At 38.7% G+C, this 23,374-nt stretch carries 19 protein-coding genes; 1 reads left to right on the forward strand and 18 read right to left on the reverse strand.

Annotated elements, in window-relative coordinates; translation table 11 throughout:
• Window positions 1-99: 99 nt before the first annotated feature.
• The 5 genes from VIO64_RS07675 to VIO64_RS07695 all read right to left on the reverse strand — a co-directional run bounded on the left by VIO64_RS07675 (window position 100) and on the right by VIO64_RS07695 (window position 7,705).
• Complete coding sequence (locus tag VIO64_RS07675) at window positions 100-966, reverse strand: cohesin domain-containing protein (protein WP_331916798.1); 867 nt, start codon at window positions 964-966, stop codon at window positions 100-102.
• Between the two features lie 630 nt (window positions 967-1,596).
• Window positions 1,597-4,626 (reverse strand): leucine-rich repeat protein, encoded by a 3,030-nt coding sequence (locus VIO64_RS07680; protein ID WP_331916800.1) that lies wholly within the window; start codon window positions 4,624-4,626, stop codon window positions 1,597-1,599.
• Between the two features lie 15 nt (window positions 4,627-4,641).
• Complete coding sequence (locus tag VIO64_RS07685) at window positions 4,642-5,643, reverse strand: cohesin domain-containing protein (RefSeq protein WP_331916802.1); 1,002 nt, start codon at window positions 5,641-5,643, stop codon at window positions 4,642-4,644.
• Window positions 5,644-5,796: 153 nt separating this feature from the next.
• Entirely contained in the window at window positions 5,797-6,390 is a 594-nt protein-coding gene (locus VIO64_RS07690; protein WP_331916804.1) for a GDYXXLXY domain-containing protein, read from the reverse strand.
• Entirely contained in the window at window positions 6,374-7,705 is a 1,332-nt protein-coding gene (locus VIO64_RS07695) for a DUF2157 domain-containing protein (protein ID WP_331916806.1), read from the reverse strand. Before VIO64_RS07695 ends, VIO64_RS07690 begins: the two co-directional genes overlap by 17 nt.
• 236 nt (window positions 7,706-7,941) lie before the next feature.
• Here VIO64_RS07695 and VIO64_RS07700 point away from each other — a divergent pair, with 236 nt between their 5' ends.
• A complete protein-coding gene (locus VIO64_RS07700) occupies window positions 7,942-9,450 on the forward strand; it encodes a dockerin type I domain-containing protein (RefSeq protein WP_331916808.1) in 1,509 nt (502 codons plus the stop codon).
• A gap of 214 nt (window positions 9,451-9,664) precedes the next feature.
• Here the strand turns inward: VIO64_RS07700 and VIO64_RS07705 are convergent, their stop codons facing one another.
• The 13 genes from VIO64_RS07705 to VIO64_RS07765 form a co-directional block, all read right to left on the reverse strand.
• Window positions 9,665-10,465: a homocitrate synthase gene (locus VIO64_RS07705; RefSeq protein WP_331916810.1), complete on the reverse strand. Its 801-nt coding sequence runs from the start codon at window positions 10,463-10,465 to the stop codon at window positions 9,665-9,667.
• 19 nt (window positions 10,466-10,484) lie between these two features.
• Window positions 10,485-11,549, reverse strand: coding sequence for a homocitrate synthase/isopropylmalate synthase family protein (locus VIO64_RS07710; protein WP_331916812.1), 1,065 nt, complete (start codon window positions 11,547-11,549; stop codon window positions 10,485-10,487).
• Window positions 11,550-11,559: 10 nt separating this feature from the next.
• The gene (locus tag VIO64_RS07715; protein ID WP_331916814.1) at window positions 11,560-12,420 is read right to left on the reverse strand and encodes an ABC transporter permease; all 861 of its coding nucleotides are present in this window, start codon (window positions 12,418-12,420) and stop codon (window positions 11,560-11,562) included.
• Between the two features lie 27 nt (window positions 12,421-12,447).
• Entirely contained in the window at window positions 12,448-13,254 is an 807-nt protein-coding gene (gene modA / locus VIO64_RS07720; protein WP_331916816.1) for a molybdate ABC transporter substrate-binding protein, read from the reverse strand.
• Between the two features lie 23 nt (window positions 13,255-13,277).
• Entirely contained in the window at window positions 13,278-13,589 is a 312-nt protein-coding gene (locus VIO64_RS07725; RefSeq protein ID WP_331916818.1) for a 2Fe-2S ferredoxin, read from the reverse strand.
• Between the two features lie 14 nt (window positions 13,590-13,603).
• The gene (gene nifB / locus VIO64_RS07730) at window positions 13,604-16,234 is read right to left on the reverse strand and encodes a nitrogenase cofactor biosynthesis protein NifB (protein WP_331916820.1); all 2,631 of its coding nucleotides are present in this window, start codon (window positions 16,232-16,234) and stop codon (window positions 13,604-13,606) included.
• A gap of 28 nt (window positions 16,235-16,262) precedes the next feature.
• Entirely contained in the window at window positions 16,263-17,597 is a 1,335-nt protein-coding gene (nifE, locus tag VIO64_RS07735) for a nitrogenase iron-molybdenum cofactor biosynthesis protein NifE (protein WP_331916822.1), read from the reverse strand.
• A gap of 246 nt (window positions 17,598-17,843) precedes the next feature.
• On the reverse strand, window positions 17,844-19,205 hold the full coding sequence (gene nifK, locus VIO64_RS07740; RefSeq protein WP_331916824.1) for a nitrogenase molybdenum-iron protein subunit beta: 1,362 nt from the start codon (window positions 19,203-19,205) through the stop codon (window positions 17,844-17,846).
• Between the two features lie 5 nt (window positions 19,206-19,210).
• Window positions 19,211-20,803 carry a nitrogenase molybdenum-iron protein alpha chain gene (gene nifD, locus VIO64_RS07745; RefSeq protein ID WP_331916872.1) on the reverse strand — a complete coding sequence of 531 codons (1,593 nt, stop codon included), beginning with the start codon at window positions 20,801-20,803 and terminating at the stop codon, window positions 19,211-19,213.
• 15 nt (window positions 20,804-20,818) lie between these two features.
• The gene (locus VIO64_RS07750) at window positions 20,819-21,202 is read right to left on the reverse strand and encodes a P-II family nitrogen regulator (RefSeq protein ID WP_331916826.1); all 384 of its coding nucleotides are present in this window, start codon (window positions 21,200-21,202) and stop codon (window positions 20,819-20,821) included.
• Between the two features lie 14 nt (window positions 21,203-21,216).
• The gene (locus VIO64_RS07755) at window positions 21,217-21,543 is read right to left on the reverse strand and encodes a P-II family nitrogen regulator (RefSeq protein ID WP_331916828.1); all 327 of its coding nucleotides are present in this window, start codon (window positions 21,541-21,543) and stop codon (window positions 21,217-21,219) included.
• A 62-nt stretch (window positions 21,544-21,605) separates the two neighbouring features.
• Window positions 21,606-22,427: a nitrogenase iron protein gene (nifH, locus tag VIO64_RS07760; protein WP_331916830.1), complete on the reverse strand. Its 822-nt coding sequence runs from the start codon at window positions 22,425-22,427 to the stop codon at window positions 21,606-21,608.
• Window positions 22,428-22,732: 305 nt separating this feature from the next.
• The gene (locus tag VIO64_RS07765; protein WP_331916832.1) at window positions 22,733-23,305 is read right to left on the reverse strand and encodes an ANTAR domain-containing response regulator; all 573 of its coding nucleotides are present in this window, start codon (window positions 23,303-23,305) and stop codon (window positions 22,733-22,735) included.
• Window positions 23,306-23,374 lie beyond the last annotated feature (69 nt).

The following is a 23,374-nucleotide window of genomic DNA, read 5'->3' on the forward strand; positions in this document are numbered from 1 at the left end:
AAGAAATGGACCGGCATTGCCCCTAATCAGGCATTTACCGATCCATTTGTTTTGAAATAATTTATATTTTAGGCTTTTTATTTTGATTAAACTCAATCTTTAATATGTATAGTTAAACTTTAATGAAAGCCTTACAACGTCTGCCATATTAACTGTTCCATCATTGTTTATATCACATTTCTTATTGTAATTTGGTGAAGTAGAAGTTGCATTAAAGCTTCCTGCTATAAGAACAACATCTGCCATGTTAACTGCCCTGTCTCCATTGATATCTTCAGGAACTGTAACAACTACAGGTGTGCTGGTAGGGCCTGGTGTGATTACCTTAGGAGTTGACGAGCTGCCTGAAAGTATTATTCCCGGTTGGATTATATCATAGTAGGTTGTCTGCTCTGCATTATAGTTAAAAAGAGCTGTTCCTAGAAAGCCATTTGGCAAAATGTTTGTGTTCTTAAAATAAATTTCAGTTGGAATTGATCTTAAAACTCTGAATTTTATTTCTGCAATAGAACCTGTTGTTTCAATGCTTCCTGAGTTTCTGTAGGAAGGTAGCTGGAGATATGATCTACCAAAGCTTAATATACCAATATCCAAATCATGGAAAACTATATCAACAGGGCTAAATTTTGTATTTGCCAATAAAGTACCTGGCTCAACAGCTGTCAAATTCTGGTATGGCAAAAGATCAGCACCGAATGGAATGACAGGCTTCAAAACAGTTGGATCAAATTTTATATTTGCCTGATAACCGGCAAAGTTTTTTATATTTTTTATGCTTAAAGTAGCTGTTATAATCTCTCCTTGATCAGCAATGGTCTTATCGACACTAAGAGTCAGGGTACCTTTTTCAATAGTATCAGCAGCAAATACATTCATTACAGGTATAGATGTGATAAGCAGTCCTAAAGTTATAAGCATCGTCAGTACTCTTTTTGACTTATTTCTAATGTTTTTTATTTGTTTCATTTTCATTCCCCTTTCAAAATTTAAATAATAAACAATTTAAAGACTAATTGCTAACTACACATGACAAATAGTATTTAAATACAAAAATGGCGAAGTTATAATAGATTATATGAATAAATAGAGTTTTGGGTATTTTATAATAATGTAAGTTATTTTGAATACTATTTACAACATAATTTTGCGAATATGATAAATATAGAAGAATTGATAAGCTAATTTGTAAATATGTAGAATATATATTTATAATAACTGCAAGATTTTACGGCATTTATATAATTAAAAACTAAAGCCAAGGCTTATTGTAGTGCCTTCATCCCCCCTTCTGTTAAAGTTACACTTGATACCTACTATTTTAATCTTTTAACACCCCTATTCTCTCTTGTATTTCTTATATAAAAAAACATGCAATACCTAACTATATTATAACCGACAAAATGAAATTAGTAAATTTTTATTTTGTTATATATCACAACAAATCAGTACAAATGGGTAATGGAACCACCGACTTCTTACAGAGACCACACAAAAGTCCCGCAACCTTAATCAATAGTGGCTGCGGGACTTTACTTATTTGTTTTATTTGTTTTGCACCTTTAGAAGATGCTAAAGCTTATGTTACTTCACCCATCCCTAAATCCGGGATATTTCAACCCTGTACTGAGGGTTATTAATGGGCTGCCATATCCATGACGAATCGTTTCTTCCGCCAAAACCATATGCTGATGGTAATATTGTGATTTTAAAATTACCGGATGCTTCTTTAAATACATCTGTACCAAATCTAGGCTCTTTCCCCATAAATGCTGCTGTAGCAAGCTTAGTACACCCTTCAAAGGCCCTTGAATCTACAAATGATACACCGGCAGGAATTGTTATCTCCAAAAGGGAGCTACACCTCTGGAATGCACCATAGCCTATAGTGGTAAGACTTCCTGGAAGGGATATACCTGTAAGTCTACTGCAATCTGAAAACGTGAAATCCTCTATTGCTGTTATATGGTTTGGAAGGGTTATATCAATTAAGCTTATACAGCTTGCAAATGCGTACTTTTTAATTGTCCTTACATTGTCAGGTACCATAACGCTTAATAACTTGCCGCAGCCCTGGAAGGTAGACTCTTCTATAACTGTAATACCCTGGGGTATTGTAATCGATCCTATACCGCTGCAGCCCTGGAAGGCACCCTTGCCGATCTTCGTCACTCCATTTGGTATTGCTATTTTTGTAAGTCCGCCGCAGCCTGAGAATGCATAGTCTCCTATGGCGGTCACAACTTCCGGTATCGTTAATGTTGAAAGGCCGCTGCAGCCCTGGAAGGTGAAACTTCCTATTGCCGATACCTTTGCGGGAATTGCAAGAGCCGTAAGCTTACTACAACCTGAGAATGCATAATCCCCTATGGCAATTACACTCTGAGGAATTCTTATACTTAAAATTCCATAACACCCTGAGAAAGTATAATCGTCTATTGTTGTAACACCTTCAGGTATAACCAGGCTCAGTAATGAACTGCAATCTCTAAAAGCACCCTTACCTATTTCGCATACGCTTTCCGGTATAGTTATACGGTTTATCCTGGTGCAGCTCTGGAATGCTCCTTCCCCTATACGGCTTACTCCTGCAGGAATCATGAGGCTGAACAGGTCATAGGATCCTGAGAATGCAAAATCTCCAATTCCGGTCACTTTTACTCCGCCTATTGTGTCAGGAATTATAATATTTCCACCCGAACCTATGTATTTTATGATTGTGCCTGTTTCAGTGTTGAATTCAAAGTCCTTTTCGCCAGCTACTTTAGTTGACGGAGTAGGTGTTGGCGTATTTGTCGGTGCTGAGGTTGCCGTAGGTGTAGGAGTTATATCTTCCGCACCCTTTAAAACCACCCTGTAGGATGATCTGTCGTTTATAGTCCACGTCCAAGCTACTTCATTATTATATGGCTCAGGTTTGCCAAAACCCTTTGCACCAGGCAAAACTACAATTTTAAAACCTGTTTGAAACCCTTCAAAAGCATAATCACCAAAGTAGGATGGTTGATTTCCACAAAATTCTACTGAAAGTAGTTTGCTGCAGCCTTCAAATGCTCTGGCTTCTATGGTTGTTACTTTGCCTGGAATTTTAACTGCTGCAAGTCCCGTACATCTGAAGAAAGCACCATATCCAATAATTTTCAGATTTTCGGGTAAAGTTATGTTATACAAGTTGCTACAGGTTGAAAATGCATATTCCCCTATTCTTACAACCCCTGCAGGGAACCTTAAATTATTAAGACTTATACAGCCTGCAAATGTATAATCTTCTATTGATAATAGATTTTGGGGAAGAGTTATGGAAGTCAATGACCTACATCCGTTAAAAGCGTTCTTACCGATATCGTTAACCCCGTTTGGTATTGTGATATAGGCTAAGCTGCTGCAGTTGGAGAACATCCCCTCTCCTATGCTTGTTATACCCTGTGGTATTTTTATACTATTAAGACCGCTGCAGCCTGCAAATGCACTTTTCCCAATATCAGTCACACCTTCCGGAACTGCTAAACCTGTCAAAGAGCTGCAGTCAAAAAATGCGTTGTTTCCAATACTCGTAACAGTGTATGGGATTGTTATGCCAGCAAGGGATCTGCATCCATAAAATGTATTGTCTCCTATGCTTGCGACACCAGTTGGAATTATCATGCCTTTTAATAGGCTGCAGCCTGCAAAAGCATATCTCCCTATACTAGTGGCACTTTTGGGAACAGTTATATCAGTAACATAGCCGCAACCTGAAAATGCGTAATCTCCTATAAATGCCACACCCTCAGGAATTATTACACGGCTGAGACGATTGCAGTTGTAGAATGAAGTATTGTCTATCCCCTTTACCGGCACTTCGTCTATTATGCAGGGAATCCTTACATCTCCGCCAGGCCCTATATACTTTATAATTGTTCCTGTAGCAGCATCAAACTCAAAGTCATTTTCATCTGCTAAAGGTATGTAGTTTTTACTTGGAAAAACATTAATATATTGTAGCAAAAATCTCTTAAGCACTGCATAATCAATTGAGTTGATCTTCCCGTCTCCGTTTAAGTCGGCCAGCCTCAATTCATAACCCGATGAAAGAGGAAAAGTATTCTCAAGTCTAAAAATATACTTCTTTAATAATTCCCTGTCGCTTGCATCGATTAATTGGTCCCCGTTTAAATCTCCAAGCATATAGTCAATTCTGAAGTCCTTTTCCTGAAGGTTGTCATAATACGGTTTTACAGGTGAAAAATCCTGAATGTCATTGTTGGCTAATTTTAAGCTACTCAGCTTTTTAAGCCTGTATAACGGTGTTATATAACTTAACCCATTGCCTGACAAATCCAGCTTCTCAAGGCTTTGAAAGTGCTGTATACCTTCGATATCGGTTATCCCTGCATTAGAGCAATTGAGCTCTTTTATACCCGCAACATCGCCATAAACAATATCCCCATAGCTTTTACCTATGTTTTCGCGTATACGCTTTTCAAAATTATAATCCTTAAAATCTATTACCTCAGTCAACGAAATTGCATTGCCGTTCAAATCTAAAGCAGTTCCCTCTGCAAAGACAGCTGACGCAATGGAGACACCTCCTACTACCAAAACCGCCATATATATTATCAAAAGTTTTTTAATTAAACTATTAATCATTTTTCTCCCCCTGTCCTATATGCTGTAATCAGCAGGCACCCTATTGAAGTGCTTTGCTATAGCTACTATATCCGCCATGTTTATCCGACCGTCTTTATTTATATCGCATTTACCGCTGTATCCGCTGTCTGACTTGGAGAAATTGAATACTTTACTTATCTCAATTATGTCTTTCATATTAATAGCCCCATCATTATTTATGTCCCCAATCCACATTTTGATGGGAGCTGCCACTGAGGATACTTCTGTAAAGCCATTAGGGCTTGTGAGGCTTATGCCATTTATATTCCTGGACAAGAAGCCGTCCTTGGTTATAGCTAGAGTACAATTTGTTATGCCGTTTTCTATGTACAATTGAAAGAATCCGTTTTCATCAGTCACGGTATTGATTCCTGTACCTGCTACTCCAACACTGAAGTCGGATTTCAGGGCAGAAGACGAATCGCCCATTGCCAAGTCAGGCGTTATATAGCCCGACACCTTGTACCCCTGCTTTTCAATGACATTCAAATTTCCTTCTGTTATGCCTGCCGGTACAGCCTCGAGATATGTACTTCCAAAGGTGCATACACCTACAGTTCTTATTCTATTAAAACCTATAGGTGCGGTTTGCTTTATTAGAAACTTTATGTTAACAAATACTCCATCTGACTTGATAGCTTCATTCCCCAATCCTGTTTCATCACAGTAAAGGAACTTTATTATTCCGCTATTTGGGTCTACAATTTTGTCAAATGTTATGCTTGCATTTCTGGCTATAGGCCCTGGTATAATGCCATCCTCTAAAACCTTCATTATACTGGCATCATATTTTATCGTAAAATCACAGTTGTTGATTCCTGCTGCAGGAACATTTTTAAAGCTTACTGGTACTATAACCGTTTCTCCCTTGCATCCTTCAACAGAGCCTATTTCCATCTCAAACCCAGCAGCTTGAACTGTTGAATTAAAAAGAAACATTGATAGCAGCATTGTAACTGCCAGTAGAACTGATGTGCATACTGACTTTCTTCTCATTATTTACTACCCCCCCTATAAAATTGAAAATGATAAAAATTAATTATCTATAATTCTCTTACCATTTCCTAGATAATTATTACAAGTCATTATATCTCATTTTTAAATTGCAGTATATATTTGAAAGCAAAAAATTCAATAAATATTAACACTTTAGTCATGCCTTAAATAGTCTTCAATTTTCTCCCCGTCAATATAAAGATTTTCTACGACTGTATCACCATTATGTATTTTTACAGTTATATAGACTTCCTTTCTTTCCGACAGGCTTTTATTGTATGCTTCCTCAGCCGGTTTAGCCTTGTTTTCCGCCATATAATACCTCTCAAAGGGTATCTTTATATAAACCGCCCTGGGAACCAATTTTGTTGTTTTACTTTCTTCTCCTGCCCTTGTTTCATAATCAAAATACAAAATCTTTGTCTTTATATAATTTCTATGTTCAGGTATTTGTGACGACACCCCTGTAAATTTTGCAAAACCGTCAATATCATTTTCAACAGTTGCATATACTGTTTGGTTCAGCGAATAATTATCATTACTACTTACAGGCACTCTGTTATCACTAAAATAAATGCTTAAGTAATTCCCTCTGAAATTATCAACAGGGTCGATGGGCTTGATGCGAAATTTAAAAACCTGGCCCTTATTTAATACATTCTCCCTGCTCATTATCATTTGAGCTGGAAATGCCAGCTGTGCAAGGGAAAGTATAATAAACAATATAATCTTAATATGCTTTTTCATCCAGACTCACTTCCTTTTGTTTTTTGATTAAAACAGCATTTGATATGATAAAACCTATACCTACTGCAATAAATGATAATCCCTTCAACAAAAATGACATTTCGGTATCAAAGAATCTTACAATAATGAGGGCTGAAATAATAAGCATACCTCCATTGGTTATTCCCATATGCTTCTTTCTTATCCCGTTAACTATTGTACTTAGTCCAAGAGCAAATATATAAATATTGTACAATATTACAGGGATAGATCCATCTTGTATCAAGGCTGCTGCCATATAGCAAATTGCAGATAATATTGCTGCAAATCCGAATATCTGTGTAAAAGCATTCTTGGTTTTTAAATTCCTTATAAAAAGATAAACAGCTGCTGATAAGAGTATGGCAACAAGAATATAATCCACTATTCCGGCCAAATCATTAAATCTTGCCTCATGGCGGTACATAAGCCAACCTACGTGGTCCCAGAACCCTCTGAATGTCAATAAAATGGAAACAACCAGTATGCCTATGGTACCTACAACATTAAAAGGCATCCGGTCAATTGAGTGGTTTTTGTTTATAAATGCTTTTTCTAGCAGATAGAGCACAGCGAAGAAACTACTGTAAATAACAATCCATAACCCAGGCAAAACCTTTTCCAGAACTATCCCGATAGATACACACAAGTTTAGTGATAAAGCCCACAATAGCATTACCGATCGGTTTGATTCAATGTTTCTGAATGCTTTAATGATATAAGGTATCAGTATTGCCAATAGCCCCCAGTATAACACCGCGTAGCCTCCATCCGACTGCTCAAACCCCGCCCAGAATGTTATTCCAATAAGATAAAAAAGTGCTGGGGTAAATGCATCGAAAATATAAACAAGGGGTGCTATGAGAAGCATCCATGTGAGGGTAAAAACAGTCCTGTCTCCCGATATATTATAGGTCTGGCCTACAAGGGATATTGCAGCACCCACGGCAAGGATGATGAATGTCGATACTCCTTCTTTCCAAGCCATCGAATCCCTCTTTTTTAGAATCACATAAATGCCAAGCACCTGTGAAATGATAAGAGGTGTGAAAGATAGTACGGTTCTAGCTGGAACTGACAAGGCATCCCAATTTTTCGCAAAAATAAGGATAATACCGCTACCAATAAGTATGGAACCCAGCGTTCCAAATATGGCAAGCATTATCCTGAGCCAGTTTCTCTCTTCAGGTTCTCCATAATATTTTTTGATTTCCTGTGCAGTTTCTTGAGTGAGTATGCCCTTTGATATCAAACCAGGCAATTCCTCATAAAGCCATTTGATGTTTTTATCCTTCATGCTCATCACCACCTGTATTTTATATTATTATAATTATACCAATAATATTGGCCAATTATTGCTTTTTTGGTTATTGAAAGCTAATATTTACGAGGAATTTTTTCTGCCTGTAAGAAGTTGTTATCCATTTTATAGAACTTAAAAAAAATTATATTACGAAATATATTAATGAGGTTTAATAATTGAATTTACATAAATGTAAATTATAAATTAATTTATTTTAGGAGGGAATTAGAATGAAAACAAATATTAGAAAGCTGCTAATTTTTATACTCATTCTCGTTGTTGCTGTAACATCATCTATCAACTTTACAGTAATAACACAAGCAGCAAGTGATGTAACAGTCAATTTATCGGCACAAAAACAAGTAATTCGAGGTTTTGGAGGAATAAACTTTCCAACTTGGATTGATGATTTGACAGAATCTCAAAGAGAAACAGCTTTTGGTAATGGAGAAAAGCAGCTAGGTTTTTCTATTTTAAGAATCCATGTAGACGATATTAGAGATAATTGGTCCAAAGAAATAGCTACAGCAAAAGCAGCTATTAAAAAGGGTGCAATAGTTTTTGCTTCCCCATGGAATCCCCCAAGCAGCATGACTGAGACCGTCAATGGAAAAAAACGACTCAGGTACGATAAGTACGCTGCGTATGCACAGCATCTTAACGATTTCGTCTCGTACATGAAGGAAAATGGTGTGGATTTGTACGCTATTTCAGTCCAAAACGAGCCTGATTATGCACATGAGTGGACATGGTGGACTCCAGAGGAAATGCTTAAATTCATGAAGGAAAACGCTAAATCAATTAACTGCAGAGTAATAGCACCAGAGTCATTTCAATACCTGAAAAATATCTCTGACCCTATTTTGAACGATCCGACGGCTCTTGCCAATATGGACATTCTCGGTGCTCACCTATATGGTACACAAGTCAGTGCATTTCCTTATCCTCTTTTCAAACAAAAAGGAGCAGGAAAAGATCTCTGGATGACAGAAGTATATGTTCCAAATAGTGAAGCCAACTCAGCGGATCGCTGGCCTGAAGCATTGGATGTGGCGACTCATATGCATAATTCCATGGTAGAGGCAGAGTTCCAGGCATATGTGTGGTGGTACATACGCAGATCATATGGTCCAATGAAAGAGGATGGTACTATAAGCAAGCGTGGTTATATGATGGCTCATTTCTCCAAATTTGTTCGTCCTGATTATGTAAGGGTTGATGCAACGAAGAATCCAAATACAAACGTATACATTTCTGCCTATAAAGGTGATAATAAAGCTGTTATTGTGGCAATAAACAAAGGTACTTCCGCAGTAAGCCAGAAATTCAATGTACAAGGTGCAGCATCCTTATCAAAAGTCACTCCCTGGGTTACTACAGGCAGCAGCAACATGGCAGCAGGATCTTCCATAAATGTATCCGGCGGTTCCTTTACTGCTCAGCTTCCTGCACAAAGCATTACAACCTATGTTGGCGAATTGGCGGATGCTGCAACACCAACTCCTACACATACTCCAACACCTACATATACAAAAATTCCTTCAACTCCGGATATAAGTGTTGATCTAAATCGTGATGGTGTGGTAAACATGGCAGATGTTATTTTACTTGCTACCAGATTTAACAGTACAAAAGGAGATTCAAAGTTTGTTGATGCTTATGACTTAACCAGGGATGGAGCAATAAATATGGCAGACGTGATAATGATAGCGGGTCAATTCAACAAAAGTATAGCATGATCTAACAGAGGGTAACAGGGCTTAAGCAAAACTATATATTAATATATTTCATGAATATGAAATCTTAGTAGGAGTAGGCAGTCTGCCTGCTCCTTTTATTTTATCCGGAGTTTGAAAGCTAGTGAATCTGAGCTTATAAATCCCTCTATTATCTATAGAGTATTCAATTCACGCTTCTATTAACAGATATTACCACCTCCCCTGCAAGGGCTCTCTACCTCTTACTGATAATCCCCATGACAGTGTTTTGCATCTCCATAATATCCCTTATATCCACATCACCCCATTCTTCAAGACATCCCTTAACCGCCGCCGCAAACTCAGCATAATTGCAGTTTCCGGCCCTCTCACCCATACCTCCTATTGTGCAATCAATAAAATCGGCTCCCGCCAAATATGCCGCTATGGAATTGGCAACAGCCATACCCAAATCGTTATGGGCATGAAATTCTACGTCTATTCCAATTTTTGACCTTATAGCCGATATTTCCTCATACACTTTCTGTCTATGACATACTCCTACCGTATCCGCATATCTTACCCTTTTTATGCCCTCGATGGAAACCTCTGAAATCACATCAAGGAGGAACCCGAAGTCCGCTCTCGATGCATCCTCCAATCCAACCGTTACCTCACAGCCGCTTTCAAGGGCAAAACAGACACACCTTTTAAGCGTATCTATAACCCAGGTTCTTTCCTTTCTTAATTTAGATTTTATCTGAATGTCGGAAGTCGGAACAGATATATGTATAATATCCGGTTCACACTCCATCGAGTGCCTTATATCCTCAATATTAATCCTGTTCCAGGCAGAAATCCTGCTTTTAATACCCAGAGCTGCAATTCTCTTTATGCTCATCTTCTCATCTCCACCCATGGCAGGGACCCCTGCTTCTATCTGATAAATCCCAGCTTTATCAAGAAGCCTGGCAATCTGGACCTTTTCATCACAACTTAAGGCAACACCTGCTTTTTGCTCCCCATCCCTTAATGTAGTGTCCACAATCCTGATCATAGCACCCCTCCATTGTGTATTACAAACAACATAATTCCCTGGACAGTACAATGTCCTTTAGCTCATGGTCATACAATTCCCTTTTGACATGAATGCTTTTAGTCCTTACCATATCCAGTACAGTACAAATTTTATCCTCATCAACATCATGACCGAGCTCCTTAAGTTTCTTACATACCGATTTCTTACCCGAATGCTTGCCTATGACAAGCTTCCTTTGCTGGCCAACCACTAATGGGTTGAAGGGCTCGTATGTGGATGGGTCCTTCTCTATACCGTCCGCATGTATTCCCGATTCATACTTGAATATATCCTCACCTAAAACAGGCTTGTTGTCAGGCACAACTAATCCTGTCAGCTTACAGAAGGATTTTTTTAATTGAGGCAATATATCAAGTTTAGTATTGGTTTTAAGATCCATAAGCAGTCTTGTTGCCATCAAAACCTCTTCAATTGCCGCAAATCCTTTTCCGCTCCCATACCCCATAAATGTTCCCGTAACAGTGTTCACGCCGCCCATTATTCCTTCTAAGCTTAAGGCCGTGGCTATGCTATATGTATTATCGGGACAAATATCAATATCCATATTGTATTTTTTGCTTATGTCCCTGAGAATTTCTAGCCACCCATCAGAAACAACCCTGTCGAGTCCCTTGATTCTCAGTTTGCCTGTACTTCTTAATTTCCCCATAGCCAGCATCTTATCCAGTTTGTAAAGATCCCCGATATTTTCAACCTTATATTCAACTGTTACTGCCAATCCACTTTTTAAAATAACGTCGCAGAAATAGGGATTTATAAGTTTTATCCACTTAACAACACAATATTTGATTCCCCTTCTGATACACTCTTCTACTTCGTACTCGGAGTTTGCCCTATAAATAAAGTCAATTCCCTTTGGCATTTTTTTAACCTTTTTCATTACAGCTGAATCTACCTCAAAAAGGTCTATGCCCATTATTTTAACAAGGTTGCAAAAACTGAGCACATCATTCCCGCTAAAGTTATTTTTGCCGGCAAAAACCTCCGGCAGCGTTCTGTCGATTATCTTTAGAATCCTGTTATTTCCCAAAAACAACGCCATAATATGCACCTCATTCCCCTAACCATATTTTTGTTATAAACAACATAATAAAGGTTATTAAAAAAAGTATCGTGGCTAGAGCAGCCGCTTGACTTATATCAGTCTGCATCAGAGTGTATATCTCCAAAGGCATGGTTCTGGTTTTGCCCATGATATTTCCAGCAAACATGATGGTGGCACCAAACTCACCTAATGCCCTGGTCCACGAAAGGACAAGCCCTACAACTATAGGCTTTTTTATCATTGGGATAACAATTTTCAAAAAAGTCTCTATTTTACCAGCACCCATAACATAAGTTATCTCAAGTATTTCAGGCTCTATTGCGTCTGTGGCTGTTTTTAGAACCTTTATATAAAGCCCTGACGCAACAAAAAACTGAGCTAAAATAACAGCAATGGGGGTAAAAACCACTTCAATCCCTATGCCTTCAAGTAATTTTCCTATAAATCCGTTTCTTCCAAACATAAGAAGCAAACCAATTCCTGCCACTGCCGGCGGTAGTACCGCAGGTACATTGACCACCATATCAAGCAATTTGGTAAATACACTCTTCTTGTTATTCATAAGAATAAATACCACAGGAGTACCCAGCACAAATGTAAGAATCAGGCTTAATGTAGTTGTTATCAAGCTTATACCTATGGCAGACAGACTTTCAATGCTTTTTAATGAAAACAAAGTATTTACTAGCCCTGCCGTGCGGATTATGGAAACTATGGGAATGATTATAATTGTAAAGTAAAGAAGGACAGTTATAGCTATAAATCCCAATAGAAGTTTTTCTTTATCAACTCTTAGCTTATTGACACTAAAAGTGTGCCCCATATCTTCTGCCTTAAACTTTACCGCACTTACACCACTTCTATCCATATAACCGCACCTCCTTATACCTTAGTTTTAGTCAGTAATAAACTTATATTTTTGAAGCAGCTTCTTCCCCTCATCAGATAAAACATAATCATAAAACCTTTTAACTAAGTCCCTGTTCTCCGAGCCACTTAAGACAGCTATGGGATAGGATGCAATGATTTTGTCGAAAGCAGGTATTTCTATTGCTTTCAATATTGAAGGATTAGCTTTCGTAAGATCTGTTACATAAACTACCCCTGCATCAACCTCATTCAAATAAACCTTACTTACAACATCCTTAACGTTAAGCTCCCTTGTTCTTATATTAATTTCTATAAGCTTCTTCTCTTCCTTATTTATTTCTCCGTCAATTAACGCTTGTTCCAAAGCTTTTATCCAGTACATCCCCACAGGAACACTTTTATCTCCAACAGCTATTCTAATGCCCTTTGAAGTCAGACTTTTCAGATCTTTAACATCATACTTGGATCTTCTGTTATTGGCTATAACAAGCTTATTTTTGGCAAAAACCTTATACTCACCAAGAAATCCCTTGTCTTTTAGTTCATCCATAAAACTTAACCCGGCACTGGCATAAATATCAGCTTTAACACCGTTTTCCAATGAGGTTTTAAGGGTCTGGCTTCCTGCAAAGTTAAACTCAACCTTCACACCGTTGCCTTCCTTGCTTTCAAACTCCCTGCCGATCTCGGTAAAACTTTCACTGAGACTGGCAGCCGCAAACACAATGATCCTTTCCTTACTACTTTCAGCAGCTGTTTCATTTTCACCCCTACAGCCGGAAGCCATGCATAGTATAACTATAGCTAGCAGTAAAACATATATCTTATTCATTTCAACCACCCCTATACCATGTGCTACTTAATTTCCAATCTACTGACTATCCTGCCGTTTTCCAAATGCTCTTCAACAATTTCAGTGACATCCTCTACAGTTACCTCTTTATACCATACGCCATCGGGATATACTATAACCACGGGTCCTTTGCTGCAAATCCCCAGACATCCTGTATTCGTAATGAGAATATCTCCCCCCATTTCCCTCTCTTCTATTTCCTCCATAAACCTCTGAATGACGGAAACCGAATCTTTAGAGAAACAATATCCCTTCTGCTGCCCTGTAACCCTTGAACTTGAACAAACAAACACATGATACTTTGGCTTTTGCATAACACATCTCCTCCTTATACAACCAGATCCATCCGGTCTTTTTTAGAAAGTTCCTCCGCCGCATTCTTTACAGCGTCTTCAATCCTCTCGCAGGTCTGAATTACCTTAATCCCTACTTTTTCAAGCTCTTTTGACGGATTGTAACCTATTCTCATTGTGATAACAGCGTTGCAATCAGAAATAGTCTTTATAATTGTTTGAATTTTATCATCATGCTCACAGTCCTCGCTGCCCGTGCAGTACTTCTTAATCAAACGCTGTTCAACGAGCTCCAAGCCTGATTCATTGTACTTGTAGATATAAAACCCTTCAGATTGGCCGAAATGCTGATCAACAAAGATGTTTGTTTTAGTCGCCACCGCAAAAGTATACATCTTCTTTTTTCCACCTTTTATATTTTCACTGCATCCTGTGGAGCATTTGGTATTCATAAACTCCGATGATACGTCTTCATCCAAAGTTCCTATTGCATCTGCCCTGCATTGCCTGCAGTGGTACATCTGCTTTAGGTGTATATTGCATTTTTTTCTAAGGTCATTAAGCTCCTTGTTACTGGTCATGGGCATATTTTCAAACATGCTTCCTGCTGCTGGTATGAGAGGCATTATATTGGTCATAAAGGCACCATATTCTTTTACCCTTTCTACTACAGACTCAATGTGATTATCATTTATGCCCTTTATCATAACAATATTGACTTTACATACAATTCCTCTAGAGGATAGATATTTGAGACCTGCAAGCTGATTTGCCAGGAGAATTTCTGCTGCTTTTTCACCTGTAAGCTTAACCCCCATAAAGTTCACTTCCCTGTAAACGAGTGCCCCTACTTTAGGGTCTATGGCGTTTATTGTGATTGTTACGTGAGTTACACCCAGCCTAATTATTTCATCTGCATAATACATGAGCATCAGTCCATTGGTGGAAAGGCAAAATGTTATGTCAGGGTCAACAGCTTTTATCATTTCAAGAGATTTCTTAGTATCGTCAAAATTGGCTAATGCATCTCCTGGTCCTGCAATCCCAATTACTTTTAGATTCTGCACCTTTTGTCTTACATTAAGAAATTTTTCCAGGGCCTCCTCAGGAGTTAAGACTTTACTGGTTACGCCGGGCCTGCTTTCATTCTGGCAGTCATATTTTCTATTGCAGTAATTGCAGGAAATGTTACATCCCGGTGCAACAGGCAGATGCATCCTGGCATTCTGACATCCTCCGCTGAAGCATGGATGGGTCGACGTCTTCTCTTCAATAGACAGTCTTTCATTCTTTGCTTCTTCCATTGCTTCATTACCTTTATAATACTTGTCGTACATACTTCTTCTGTATTTGTTGTATTTATTTTCAATAAGTGTATTTGTAATTTCATCAAGGAGCCTCAGAGTCCCATTATAGCCGGTTATGACCTGCCTTTGGGCACCTACCCTGTCATGTACGGGGAAACCTACCCTGACTAATGGAATTCCATCTTTTTCTGTAATTACTTTTCCATCGGAGTTTCCAATAAGTATATTGGCCTTTAGGCTGTTTGCCTTCTCTCTAATAGTGTCAAAATCGGTATCGTCCAATACCACAGGTTTCTCTTCGTAGGTTTTTGGAGGAACAAGCTGCCCTATAACCTTATTTTGAGATCCTGTTGAAAGCAATACAGGCTTGATACCATTCTCAAAACATAGTTTTCCTAATGCATATACCAGCTCAGGCTCACCATAAATGACAGCCTTTCCCTCAGAGTTAAACTTATGTGAATCTATCATTCCGTCTATCAATCTACCCTTTTCCTTCAGAATCTTATCAGGTACAGGCTTTCCTTTGATTTCAGAAAGGATATTTAAAAACAAATCGGTATTTTCAATTCCAATTGGTAATGGACACCTATAAAACTTTACCCCCCATTTGTCCAAAAGGTATTGCCCAGGCGACAATTCCTTGCTGATTGTATATCCTATTTCAATACTGGCAGGAGCTCCGGGCATATTCACTATGTCACTTATTTTTGTCCCTCCAGGAGGAATACGTTTATAATCCCTGCTGTAAGGTGCATCAAGGGTTTCAGACACATCCGGAAACATTGTGTAAGATATCTTGAATGCTTCAAGTATTTCTTTTATGTTCCTCACATCTCCCGGATTTAGATTACTTACAATTATATTGACTTTGCTATTTGGCTTGCTGTTTTTTGCCAGTCCTGAAACCATTGCCTTGAGGGCTGAAAAATATCCTTCAAACTGGGTTCCCCCATACCCCGGAGTGGGAACAGGCACTATTTTAAGATTTTTTATCTCTTCCTCTTCTTTAAATTCCGTTACTATCCTATTTATATCTTCCCCAATTGTTTCTGCAAGGCATGTAGTTGCAACACCGATTATATCCGGGTTATAAACCTTGATAATGTTTAAAAGGCCCTTTTTCAGGTTGTTCTCTCCGCCATAAACGGTTCCTTCTTCACTTAGTGAGGAAGATCCTATATCAATAGGTTCGTTATAGTGGCCCGTCATATGCCTTCTTATATAGGTGCTGCAGCCTTGTGATCCGTGAAGCAGGAGGATACTGTTTTCAATTCCCTTAAATGCCAGTGCCGCTCCCATAGGCATACACATTTTACAAGGATTCATATTTAAGTTTACAAAGTTTGTGCCCGCCATATTAATCACCCCAATTCCGTATCAAATGTTAAACAAAATTCCATACAGGACTATTTATTGTTGAATCAATCTCTTTTGCAAAATTCACTGCACCTTCAAACCCGCATAACGGATGCTTTCTTTCGTGGTTATGATCGCAAAATGCAATTCCCAGCTTGTAAGCCAATGGTCTTTCCTTGACTCCTCCAACCAGGATGTCTGCTCCTTTTTCCTTGATAAACTTCTCAAGCTCGGCAGGGTTTGTGTCGTCAAGTATTACCGTATCACTGCTTGCCAAACTTCTTATAACCTCATACTCGTCTTTTCTCCCGGTCTGTGTCCCCACCATAACGGTTTTAATGCCCAGTTCTGCAAACTGCTTGATGAGAGAAATAGCTTTAAAGCCTCCTCCTACATAAATAGCAGCTCTTTTTCCATGCAGCCTTTCTCTGTATTGGGAAAGCTTAGCCCTTATTTTAAGCTCCTCAACAAAAACCAATTTCTTTACTCTATCTGAAGTTTCCTTATTTTCAATCATATTAGCGATATTCATTAGTGATATTCTGGTATCCTGAATACCAAAAAAGCTTACTTTTATATATGGTATACCGTATCTTTTTTCCATTTCTTCCGCAAGAAAAGTCATAGACCCGGCACACTGAACAATATTTAAAGATGCCTTTGGGGCATTCATTATTTCTTTATAAGTGGAATCTCCTGTAACCTTTGTAACTATGCCAATTCCCACCTGTTTCAAATACTTCGTTATAATCCATATCTCGCCTGCCAGATTGAAATCTCCCAAAAAGTTGACCCCTTGGAGCTTTTCAGACTTCGGCTCCCCCATTAGCTTTAATAACGCCCTGCAGGCTGCTTTATATCCCATTGATTTGTTTCCTGCAAATCCGCTGGACTGAACAGGTATAACCCTGATTGAATACTTTTTTTCTGCATTTTTACAAACCGCTTCGATATCATCACCTATTACTCCAACAATACATGTTGCATAAACAAATATAAGTTTCGGTGAAAACCTTTGTACAATTTCATCAATTGCAGCTCCCAGTTTTTTCTCTCCCCCAAAAATCACATTTTCCTCTCTTAAATCAGTGGAAAAACTATTCCTGTAAGTGTCGGAACCACTGGTAAGACTCCCTCTGATATCCCATGTATAACTGGCACAGCCAATGGGGCCATGAACTAAATGGAACGCATCGGTTATTGGGTTTAGCACTACCCTCGCACCGCAATACACACATGCACGCTGACTTACAGAACCTGCAACGCTGTGGGAATCACATTTTAAATTATTTTTAAATTGTGAATTACAGAATATAGACCCTTTTCTTTCTTCCAATATGTCATTGGTTAAAATATTTTCCATAGTCATCACCCCTTATTATTTTTTAAATCCCTAGGAAATTATGGTGTATACTGCACCACAATTTCTCACTGATGATACCCTGTCCTCACTTTTACCCATCTGACAGATAGGCCCATAAATGAAACCTCAATGCCCCAAAGGACCTTGACTAACGTCTTTGGTGTGTGATGCAACAGATAAAGGTATTTTTGAAAGCGGCGTTGCGAATGCTTGGGGTAAAAGTGAGGAGTTTGGGGAGGGGTATGTTTACAGAATAAGCTCCAGATCTTCATCTGCCGCATCTCTGTCCTGCCTATCGAGTAATGTGTTGCTGATCATTTCAATTATTCTCATGGCACCTTTATATCCCACTATGGGTAGATAAGAATGCACGCTTCTATCAAGTATAGGGAATCCGATCCTCGCAAAGGGGATATCTTCCGCCCGGGCTATATACTTACCGTAAGTTGTTCCCATTATAAGATCCACAGGCTCTTGTTTTATCCATTGATGCAGGGCAAAAAGATCTCCAAGTGCTTTTACCTTACCATCAATACCTGCTTCCTCCAGCATGAATTTTACTTCCCTTTCAAACGCATCTCCAGGTGTTCCCGTCAAAACATATTTAGGAATCATTCCAAGGCTTAGAGTGAACTCGGTTAGTGCAATAACCAGATCGGGGTCACCGAATATAGCTACCTTCTTACCATGATAATGATAATGACAATCCACCATTATATCCACCACCTGGCCTCTTTCCTCTTCAAGTTCTGCAGGAATCGGCTTACCTGTGAGCTTTGAAATTGCCATAAGCAAGTCATCTGTAGCTTTTATTCCGATTGGTGTCTTGAGCACCTTCCCCGGCACCTTGCATTTCTTTTCAAGCTCATACGCCGCTTCACTAGAAGCAAAGCTTCCCAATGCAACAGTCGCCATGGAATTGCCTGAATCAATTATTTCATCCACTGTAGTACCGCCCTTGGGATACATTTCATATTTTCCTGTCATGGGAGCATCAAGCACTCCGCTTGTATCAGGAAGCATTATATATTCCTGCCCAAAAGCCTTCATTATTCTTTTTATTTCTCTCATATCTCCGGGGTTTACAAACCCAGGCAGTATATTAATCTTTTCGTTAGGTGTCTTGCTGTTTGCTGCCAAATACTTGACCATGGCCTTTACCATGTTTGAAAATCCCGTAACATGTGAACCTTGGTAGCTTGGTGTGTTGGCATGAATAACCAGTTTCCCTTCCGGAACCTGTGCCGTCGCAACAAAGGCCGGAATATCGTCTCCTATGGTCTCTGACAAACATGTTGTGTGTATTGCAATAATATCCGGGTTATATATCGAAAAAACATTTTTTATTGCAGTCTTTAAGTTTGTTCCTCCTCCAAAAACCGAAGCACCCTCCGTAAATGAACTTGTTGAAGCCATCACAGGATCCCTGAAATTCCTTGTAAGGAATTTTCTGTGGTATGCACAGCAGCCTTGTGATCCGTGGCTGTGAGGAAGACATTTATGAATTCCAAGTGCTGCATACATGGCACCAACCGGCTGGCAGGTCTTTGCAGGATTTACCGTCAATGCACTTCTTTTGGAATACTCCCTAGGTGTTAAATCTAACATATCAATTACCTCCCTACATAACTTCCTTCAATCATAGGCTCGGTCTTCCAAGGTGGAGTCACGAATTTCCATGAAGGAGTAGTTAATCCCATTGTAATATCTCTTGCAAAATTCACAGCTCCTCTGAACCCTGCATAAGGACCGCTGTAATCATATGAATGAAGCTGCTTTGAGAAAATTCCTGCTTTATGTGAAATATATTTATCCTTTATACCTGAACAGAATAGATCAGGCTTTAAAATCTTAAGAAGTTCTTCAGTCTCATAGTGGTTAAGATCATCTATAACAATACTTCCATTAGCCATATCCTTCATCATGCCGGCATAGTAGTTTAAGGATATCTCATCTTTCAGTTTCTCATATCTTTCTTTTGATAAAGTTATCTTGTAATGCTCCGGATCTGGCTTGACTTCTATACTTTCAATATTTTTGCTGTCACCGTCTTCTTTTATTGTGGGCAGAACTTCTCTTCCTTCATAATCATCCCTGTGGGCAAATTCATATCCTGCAAGTATTGTCTCAATACCTAAATCCCTTAGCAAATGCTGATAGTGATGTGCTCTGGAGCCCCCAACAAACAGTGCTGCTGTTTTTCCCTGACAGAGCCTCTTATACTGATCCATTTTTTCGCTTATGTCAGACAGCTCTTCTGCAATTACAGCTTCTGTTCTAGCTGTCAGATCAGCATCATCAAAGTACTTGGCTATATCCCTTAAGCTCTTTATTGTGCTTTTTACTCCAATAAAGTTAACTTTTATCCAGTCAGTCCCATACTTAGTATTTAGCATTTCACCTATATAGTTAATGGAACGATGACATTGTATTACATTAAGGTCAGCCTTGTGGGCACTCTTCAAATCCTCTACAGTCCCGTCACCTGTCATCATCGAAACAATCTCGTATCCTATTTTCTTAAGTATCCTCTCAAGCTCCCATCCGTCACCGCCTATGTTGTACTCACCCAGAATATTCAGCGAATATTTGCCTACAACCTTATCTCCAGTACCGATGATATGCTTTATAAGACCGTTATTTGCAATATGATGCCCACCTGACTGGCTGACGCCCTTATAACCTTCGCAGCTAAACGCTAGAACCTTGATTCCGTATTCTTTGGAAGCCCAGTTTGCTACGGCATTTATATCATCACCTATAAGACCTACAGGACATGTGGAACATATCATAACGGTTTTTGGCTGGAAGATTTCAACTGCTTCAGTTATTGCTTTTCTTAGCTTTTTCTCTCCTCCAAATACAATATCGCCTTCCTGCAAATCTGTCGAGAAGCAGTAATTCAAATAATTCTGCTCATCACCTTTGGTTTTCCCCTTGTTTCTTCTGGTGCCCCAGGTATAATACCCGCATCCTATGGGACCATGTGTTATAATCAAGGCATCTCTCAAGGGTCCTAAAACAACGCCCTTACAACCCGCATAGCAACACCCTCTATTAGTTATTATTCCTGGAATCGTTCTTGTATTGGCGGTTATGGTTTGGGGCTCCGGCTTATCTGCATTTCTAAGAAGCACATGCTCTTTACGATTTTTAAAAACACTTGCCGGGTACTGCTCAATAACTTTATCTATTTTACTTTTCATCATGACCACCTCCCATTAAATGGCTTCATTTCCTATTTCCCCAGTCCTTACTCTTATGGCATCCATGATAGGCAATACAAAAATCTTGCCGTCCCCCTGTTTGCCTTTGCTGTTTGTATTTATAATAATCTCAACTACTTTTTTTACCTGTTCATCCTCTACAACAAGGGATACCAGTCTTTTGGGCAGTAACCTGTGCCCCTCTGAAACAACCTCTGCCAGCATTGGTGACATGGCCTCATTTCCGCTGATTAAATTTTCGATTAACGAATAATCTACTTTTTTATTTCCACGTCCCATAACCTTTTTACAATGCAAAGATGGAAAGTCTTCCTTCAAAAGAGCGTCTTTAGTCTTATTGATCATATCCATTCTTATTATGGCCATTATCTCTTTCATAAGCTTCTCCCCCCTTACAGCCCACTTGATCCTGAGCTTATTGTATAGGCTTCCTCAACAGGACTTACGAAGATTTTTCCGTCACCGAAAGCCCCTTTCTGCCCCGTCTTGGCGTTTTTCATTATCAATTTAATAACATCATCCTTGTCTTCATCTTTTATAACCATTATCAGCATTTCCTTGGGTATTTCATCATAAAATACATCCCCAACCTTAACACCTCTCTGCTTCCCTCTTCCCATAACATCTATCTTGGTTACCGCCGGAAAACCTGCATCACATAATTCCGACAATACGGTATTAACTCTCTCAGGTCTTATGATAGCTCTTACCATTAACATAATAAATTCCTCCAATCTATTTTAAATATCTATGTTTAAATGTCATATCAGGTTGGTATATTCTAAATATCCAAAATACCGTGTTCCATAAGGATCGCCTCAAGTCTGTCCTGTACCATAGGCTTTGGTATAACAAACATTTCATTTTCGTCAACAGCTTTTGCAAGACCACGATAGGCATCAGCTTGCTCATGCTCCGGCGAGAAATCAATAACTGTCTTCTTGTTTATTTCCGCCCTTTGAACCTGATTATCTCTTGGAACAAAGTAAATCAGCTGACTTCCCAGTTCTTTTGCAAAAGCTTCAAGAAGCTCCTTTTCGCCATCAACCTTTCTGCTGTTGCAGATAATACCTCCAAGACGGGTACCTCCGGATGAAGCATATTTCTGTATACCTTTGCATATGTTATTTGCAGCATACAGGGCCATCATTTCACCGCTGGCAACAATATAAATCTCCTGTGCTTTTCCTTCTCTTATAGGCATTGCAAAACCACCGCAAACAACGTCACCCAATACATCATAAAATACATAATCAAGATCATCTGTATAAGCTCCAAGCTGTTCCAACATGTTTATAGAGGTTATGATACCTCTTCCGGCACATCCAACTCCAGGCTCAGGGCCTCCCGACTCAACACATCTTATACCGAAAACACCTTTTTTCATGATGTTATCCAGTTCAACCTCTTCACCTTCTTCACGAAGGGTATCCAATACGCTCTTTTGTGCCAATCCACCGAGTACAAGCCTTGTAGAGTCTGCTTTTGGGTCACAGCCAACAATCATAATGTTATTTCCCATTTCACCCAATCCCGCAGTCAAGTTCTGTGTTGTAGTTGATTTTCCTATTCCACCTTTACCATAAATAGCTACCTGTCTCATAATAACGACCTCCATTCGATTTCAATTGTTGATTGATGTGGTTAGAAATTGTGGTATTTAAATACACAGTAATTTTCTAACCAAAAACAAAAGGGCACTAAAATCATAGATTTTGATTTTAGCACCCTGGCTTTACTCCCTACATAAAAATCATTCACGGATTTTATGCAAGTTATTTACTTTTATTGTTACTATTTACTTCTTTTGTTATTATCTACTTTAACATCATTTTTATTATTTGTCAATAGATTTTTTGCAAGTTTTGTATTTTAAAATTGCATTTATTCATCCTCCGGTATATCAAATCATCCCTTCGTTAATATCAAGGCTTCTGCAATATCTTTCATAGGAATCCTGTTATCCCTGCTTTTCCTCCTTATAACTTCATAAGCCGCTTCTTCAGTGTAACCGTCTTTTTGAACCAGTATCCATTTTGCCTTTTCTACTATTTTTCTGCTTTCTAATGTTTCATTGAGCTTTTTTACCTTTCTTTCATATTCCAATATTCTGCCAAAATTCAATAGCGACATATCTATGACCTGAAGTGCAGGTTCTTCAAATACAGGCTTTGTAATATATGACAGTACCTTCTTTCCCTTTATAAATTCAATTATCTTATCGTTTTTTGTATTCATTACCACCACACAGGCTGCAAGGATTTCATCATCAATAATTTCAAGTACTTTTTTTAGTTCAGAAAAGTCATTTGTTGCTTCCACAATAATAAGGTCTGGAACATTGGTTCTTATGCACCTTAAAAGATTTGTCGATTCCTTTAGGTAGCCAATAAAAACATGCCCGCTGCTTACAAGTATATTTTTAAATATAGTCAATGTCCGTTTATCTTCACCTGATATGATGAATTTACTGCAATCCATATGTTTCCCCCTCCTTGAAAAGAATGTCCTGAAGTCATGAGAAATTGTAGTGATGTATACACCATAATT

Origin of the sequence: Pseudobacteroides sp. (assembly GCF_036567765.1) — a bacterium.
Classification (GTDB): Bacteria; Bacillota; Clostridia; order Acetivibrionales; family DSM-2933; genus Pseudobacteroides.

What these genes read in the sequence shown, in the direction of transcription:
- nifK (WP_331916824.1), bottom strand. Translation starts at nt 19,205, where the DNA reads ATGTTAGATTTAACACCTAGGGAGTATTCCAAAAGAAGTGCATTGACG.
- VIO64_RS07675 (WP_331916798.1), bottom strand. Translation starts at nt 966, where the DNA reads ATGAAACAAATAAAAAACATTAGAAATAAGTCAAAAAGAGTACTGACG.
- VIO64_RS07765 (WP_331916832.1), bottom strand. Translation starts at nt 23,305, where the DNA reads ATGGATTGCAGTAAATTCATCATATCAGGTGAAGATAAACGGACATTG.
- VIO64_RS07750 (WP_331916826.1), bottom strand. Translation starts at nt 21,202, where the DNA reads ATGAAAGAGATAATGGCCATAATAAGAATGGATATGATCAATAAGACT.
- VIO64_RS07705 (WP_331916810.1), bottom strand. Translation starts at nt 10,465, where the DNA reads ATGATCAGGATTGTGGACACTACATTAAGGGATGGGGAGCAAAAAGCA.
- nifB (WP_331916820.1), bottom strand. Translation starts at nt 16,234, where the DNA reads ATGGCGGGCACAAACTTTGTAAACTTAAATATGAATCCTTGTAAAATG.
- nifD (WP_331916872.1), bottom strand. Translation starts at nt 20,803, where the DNA reads ATGAAAAGTAAAATAGATAAAGTTATTGAGCAGTACCCGGCAAGTGTT.
- VIO64_RS07755 (WP_331916828.1), bottom strand. Translation starts at nt 21,543, where the DNA reads ATGTTAATGGTAAGAGCTATCATAAGACCTGAGAGAGTTAATACCGTA.
- VIO64_RS07715 (WP_331916814.1), bottom strand. Translation starts at nt 12,420, where the DNA reads ATGGATAGAAGTGGTGTAAGTGCGGTAAAGTTTAAGGCAGAAGATATG.
- VIO64_RS07700 (WP_331916808.1), top strand. Translation starts at nt 7,942, where the DNA reads ATGAAAACAAATATTAGAAAGCTGCTAATTTTTATACTCATTCTCGTT.
- VIO64_RS07680 (WP_331916800.1), bottom strand. Translation starts at nt 4,626, where the DNA reads ATGATTAATAGTTTAATTAAAAAACTTTTGATAATATATATGGCGGTT.
- VIO64_RS07685 (WP_331916802.1), bottom strand. Translation starts at nt 5,643, where the DNA reads ATGAGAAGAAAGTCAGTATGCACATCAGTTCTACTGGCAGTTACAATG.
- VIO64_RS07690 (WP_331916804.1), bottom strand. Translation starts at nt 6,390, where the DNA reads ATGAAAAAGCATATTAAGATTATATTGTTTATTATACTTTCCCTTGCA.
- VIO64_RS07695 (WP_331916806.1), bottom strand. Translation starts at nt 7,705, where the DNA reads ATGAAGGATAAAAACATCAAATGGCTTTATGAGGAATTGCCTGGTTTG.
- modA (WP_331916816.1), bottom strand. Translation starts at nt 13,254, where the DNA reads ATGAATAAGATATATGTTTTACTGCTAGCTATAGTTATACTATGCATG.
- VIO64_RS07710 (WP_331916812.1), bottom strand. Translation starts at nt 11,549, where the DNA reads ATGGCGTTGTTTTTGGGAAATAACAGGATTCTAAAGATAATCGACAGA.
- nifE (WP_331916822.1), bottom strand. Translation starts at nt 17,597, where the DNA reads ATGGAAAATATTTTAACCAATGACATATTGGAAGAAAGAAAAGGGTCT.
- VIO64_RS07725 (WP_331916818.1), bottom strand. Translation starts at nt 13,589, where the DNA reads ATGCAAAAGCCAAAGTATCATGTGTTTGTTTGTTCAAGTTCAAGGGTT.
- nifH (WP_331916830.1), bottom strand. Translation starts at nt 22,427, where the DNA reads ATGAGACAGGTAGCTATTTATGGTAAAGGTGGAATAGGAAAATCAACT.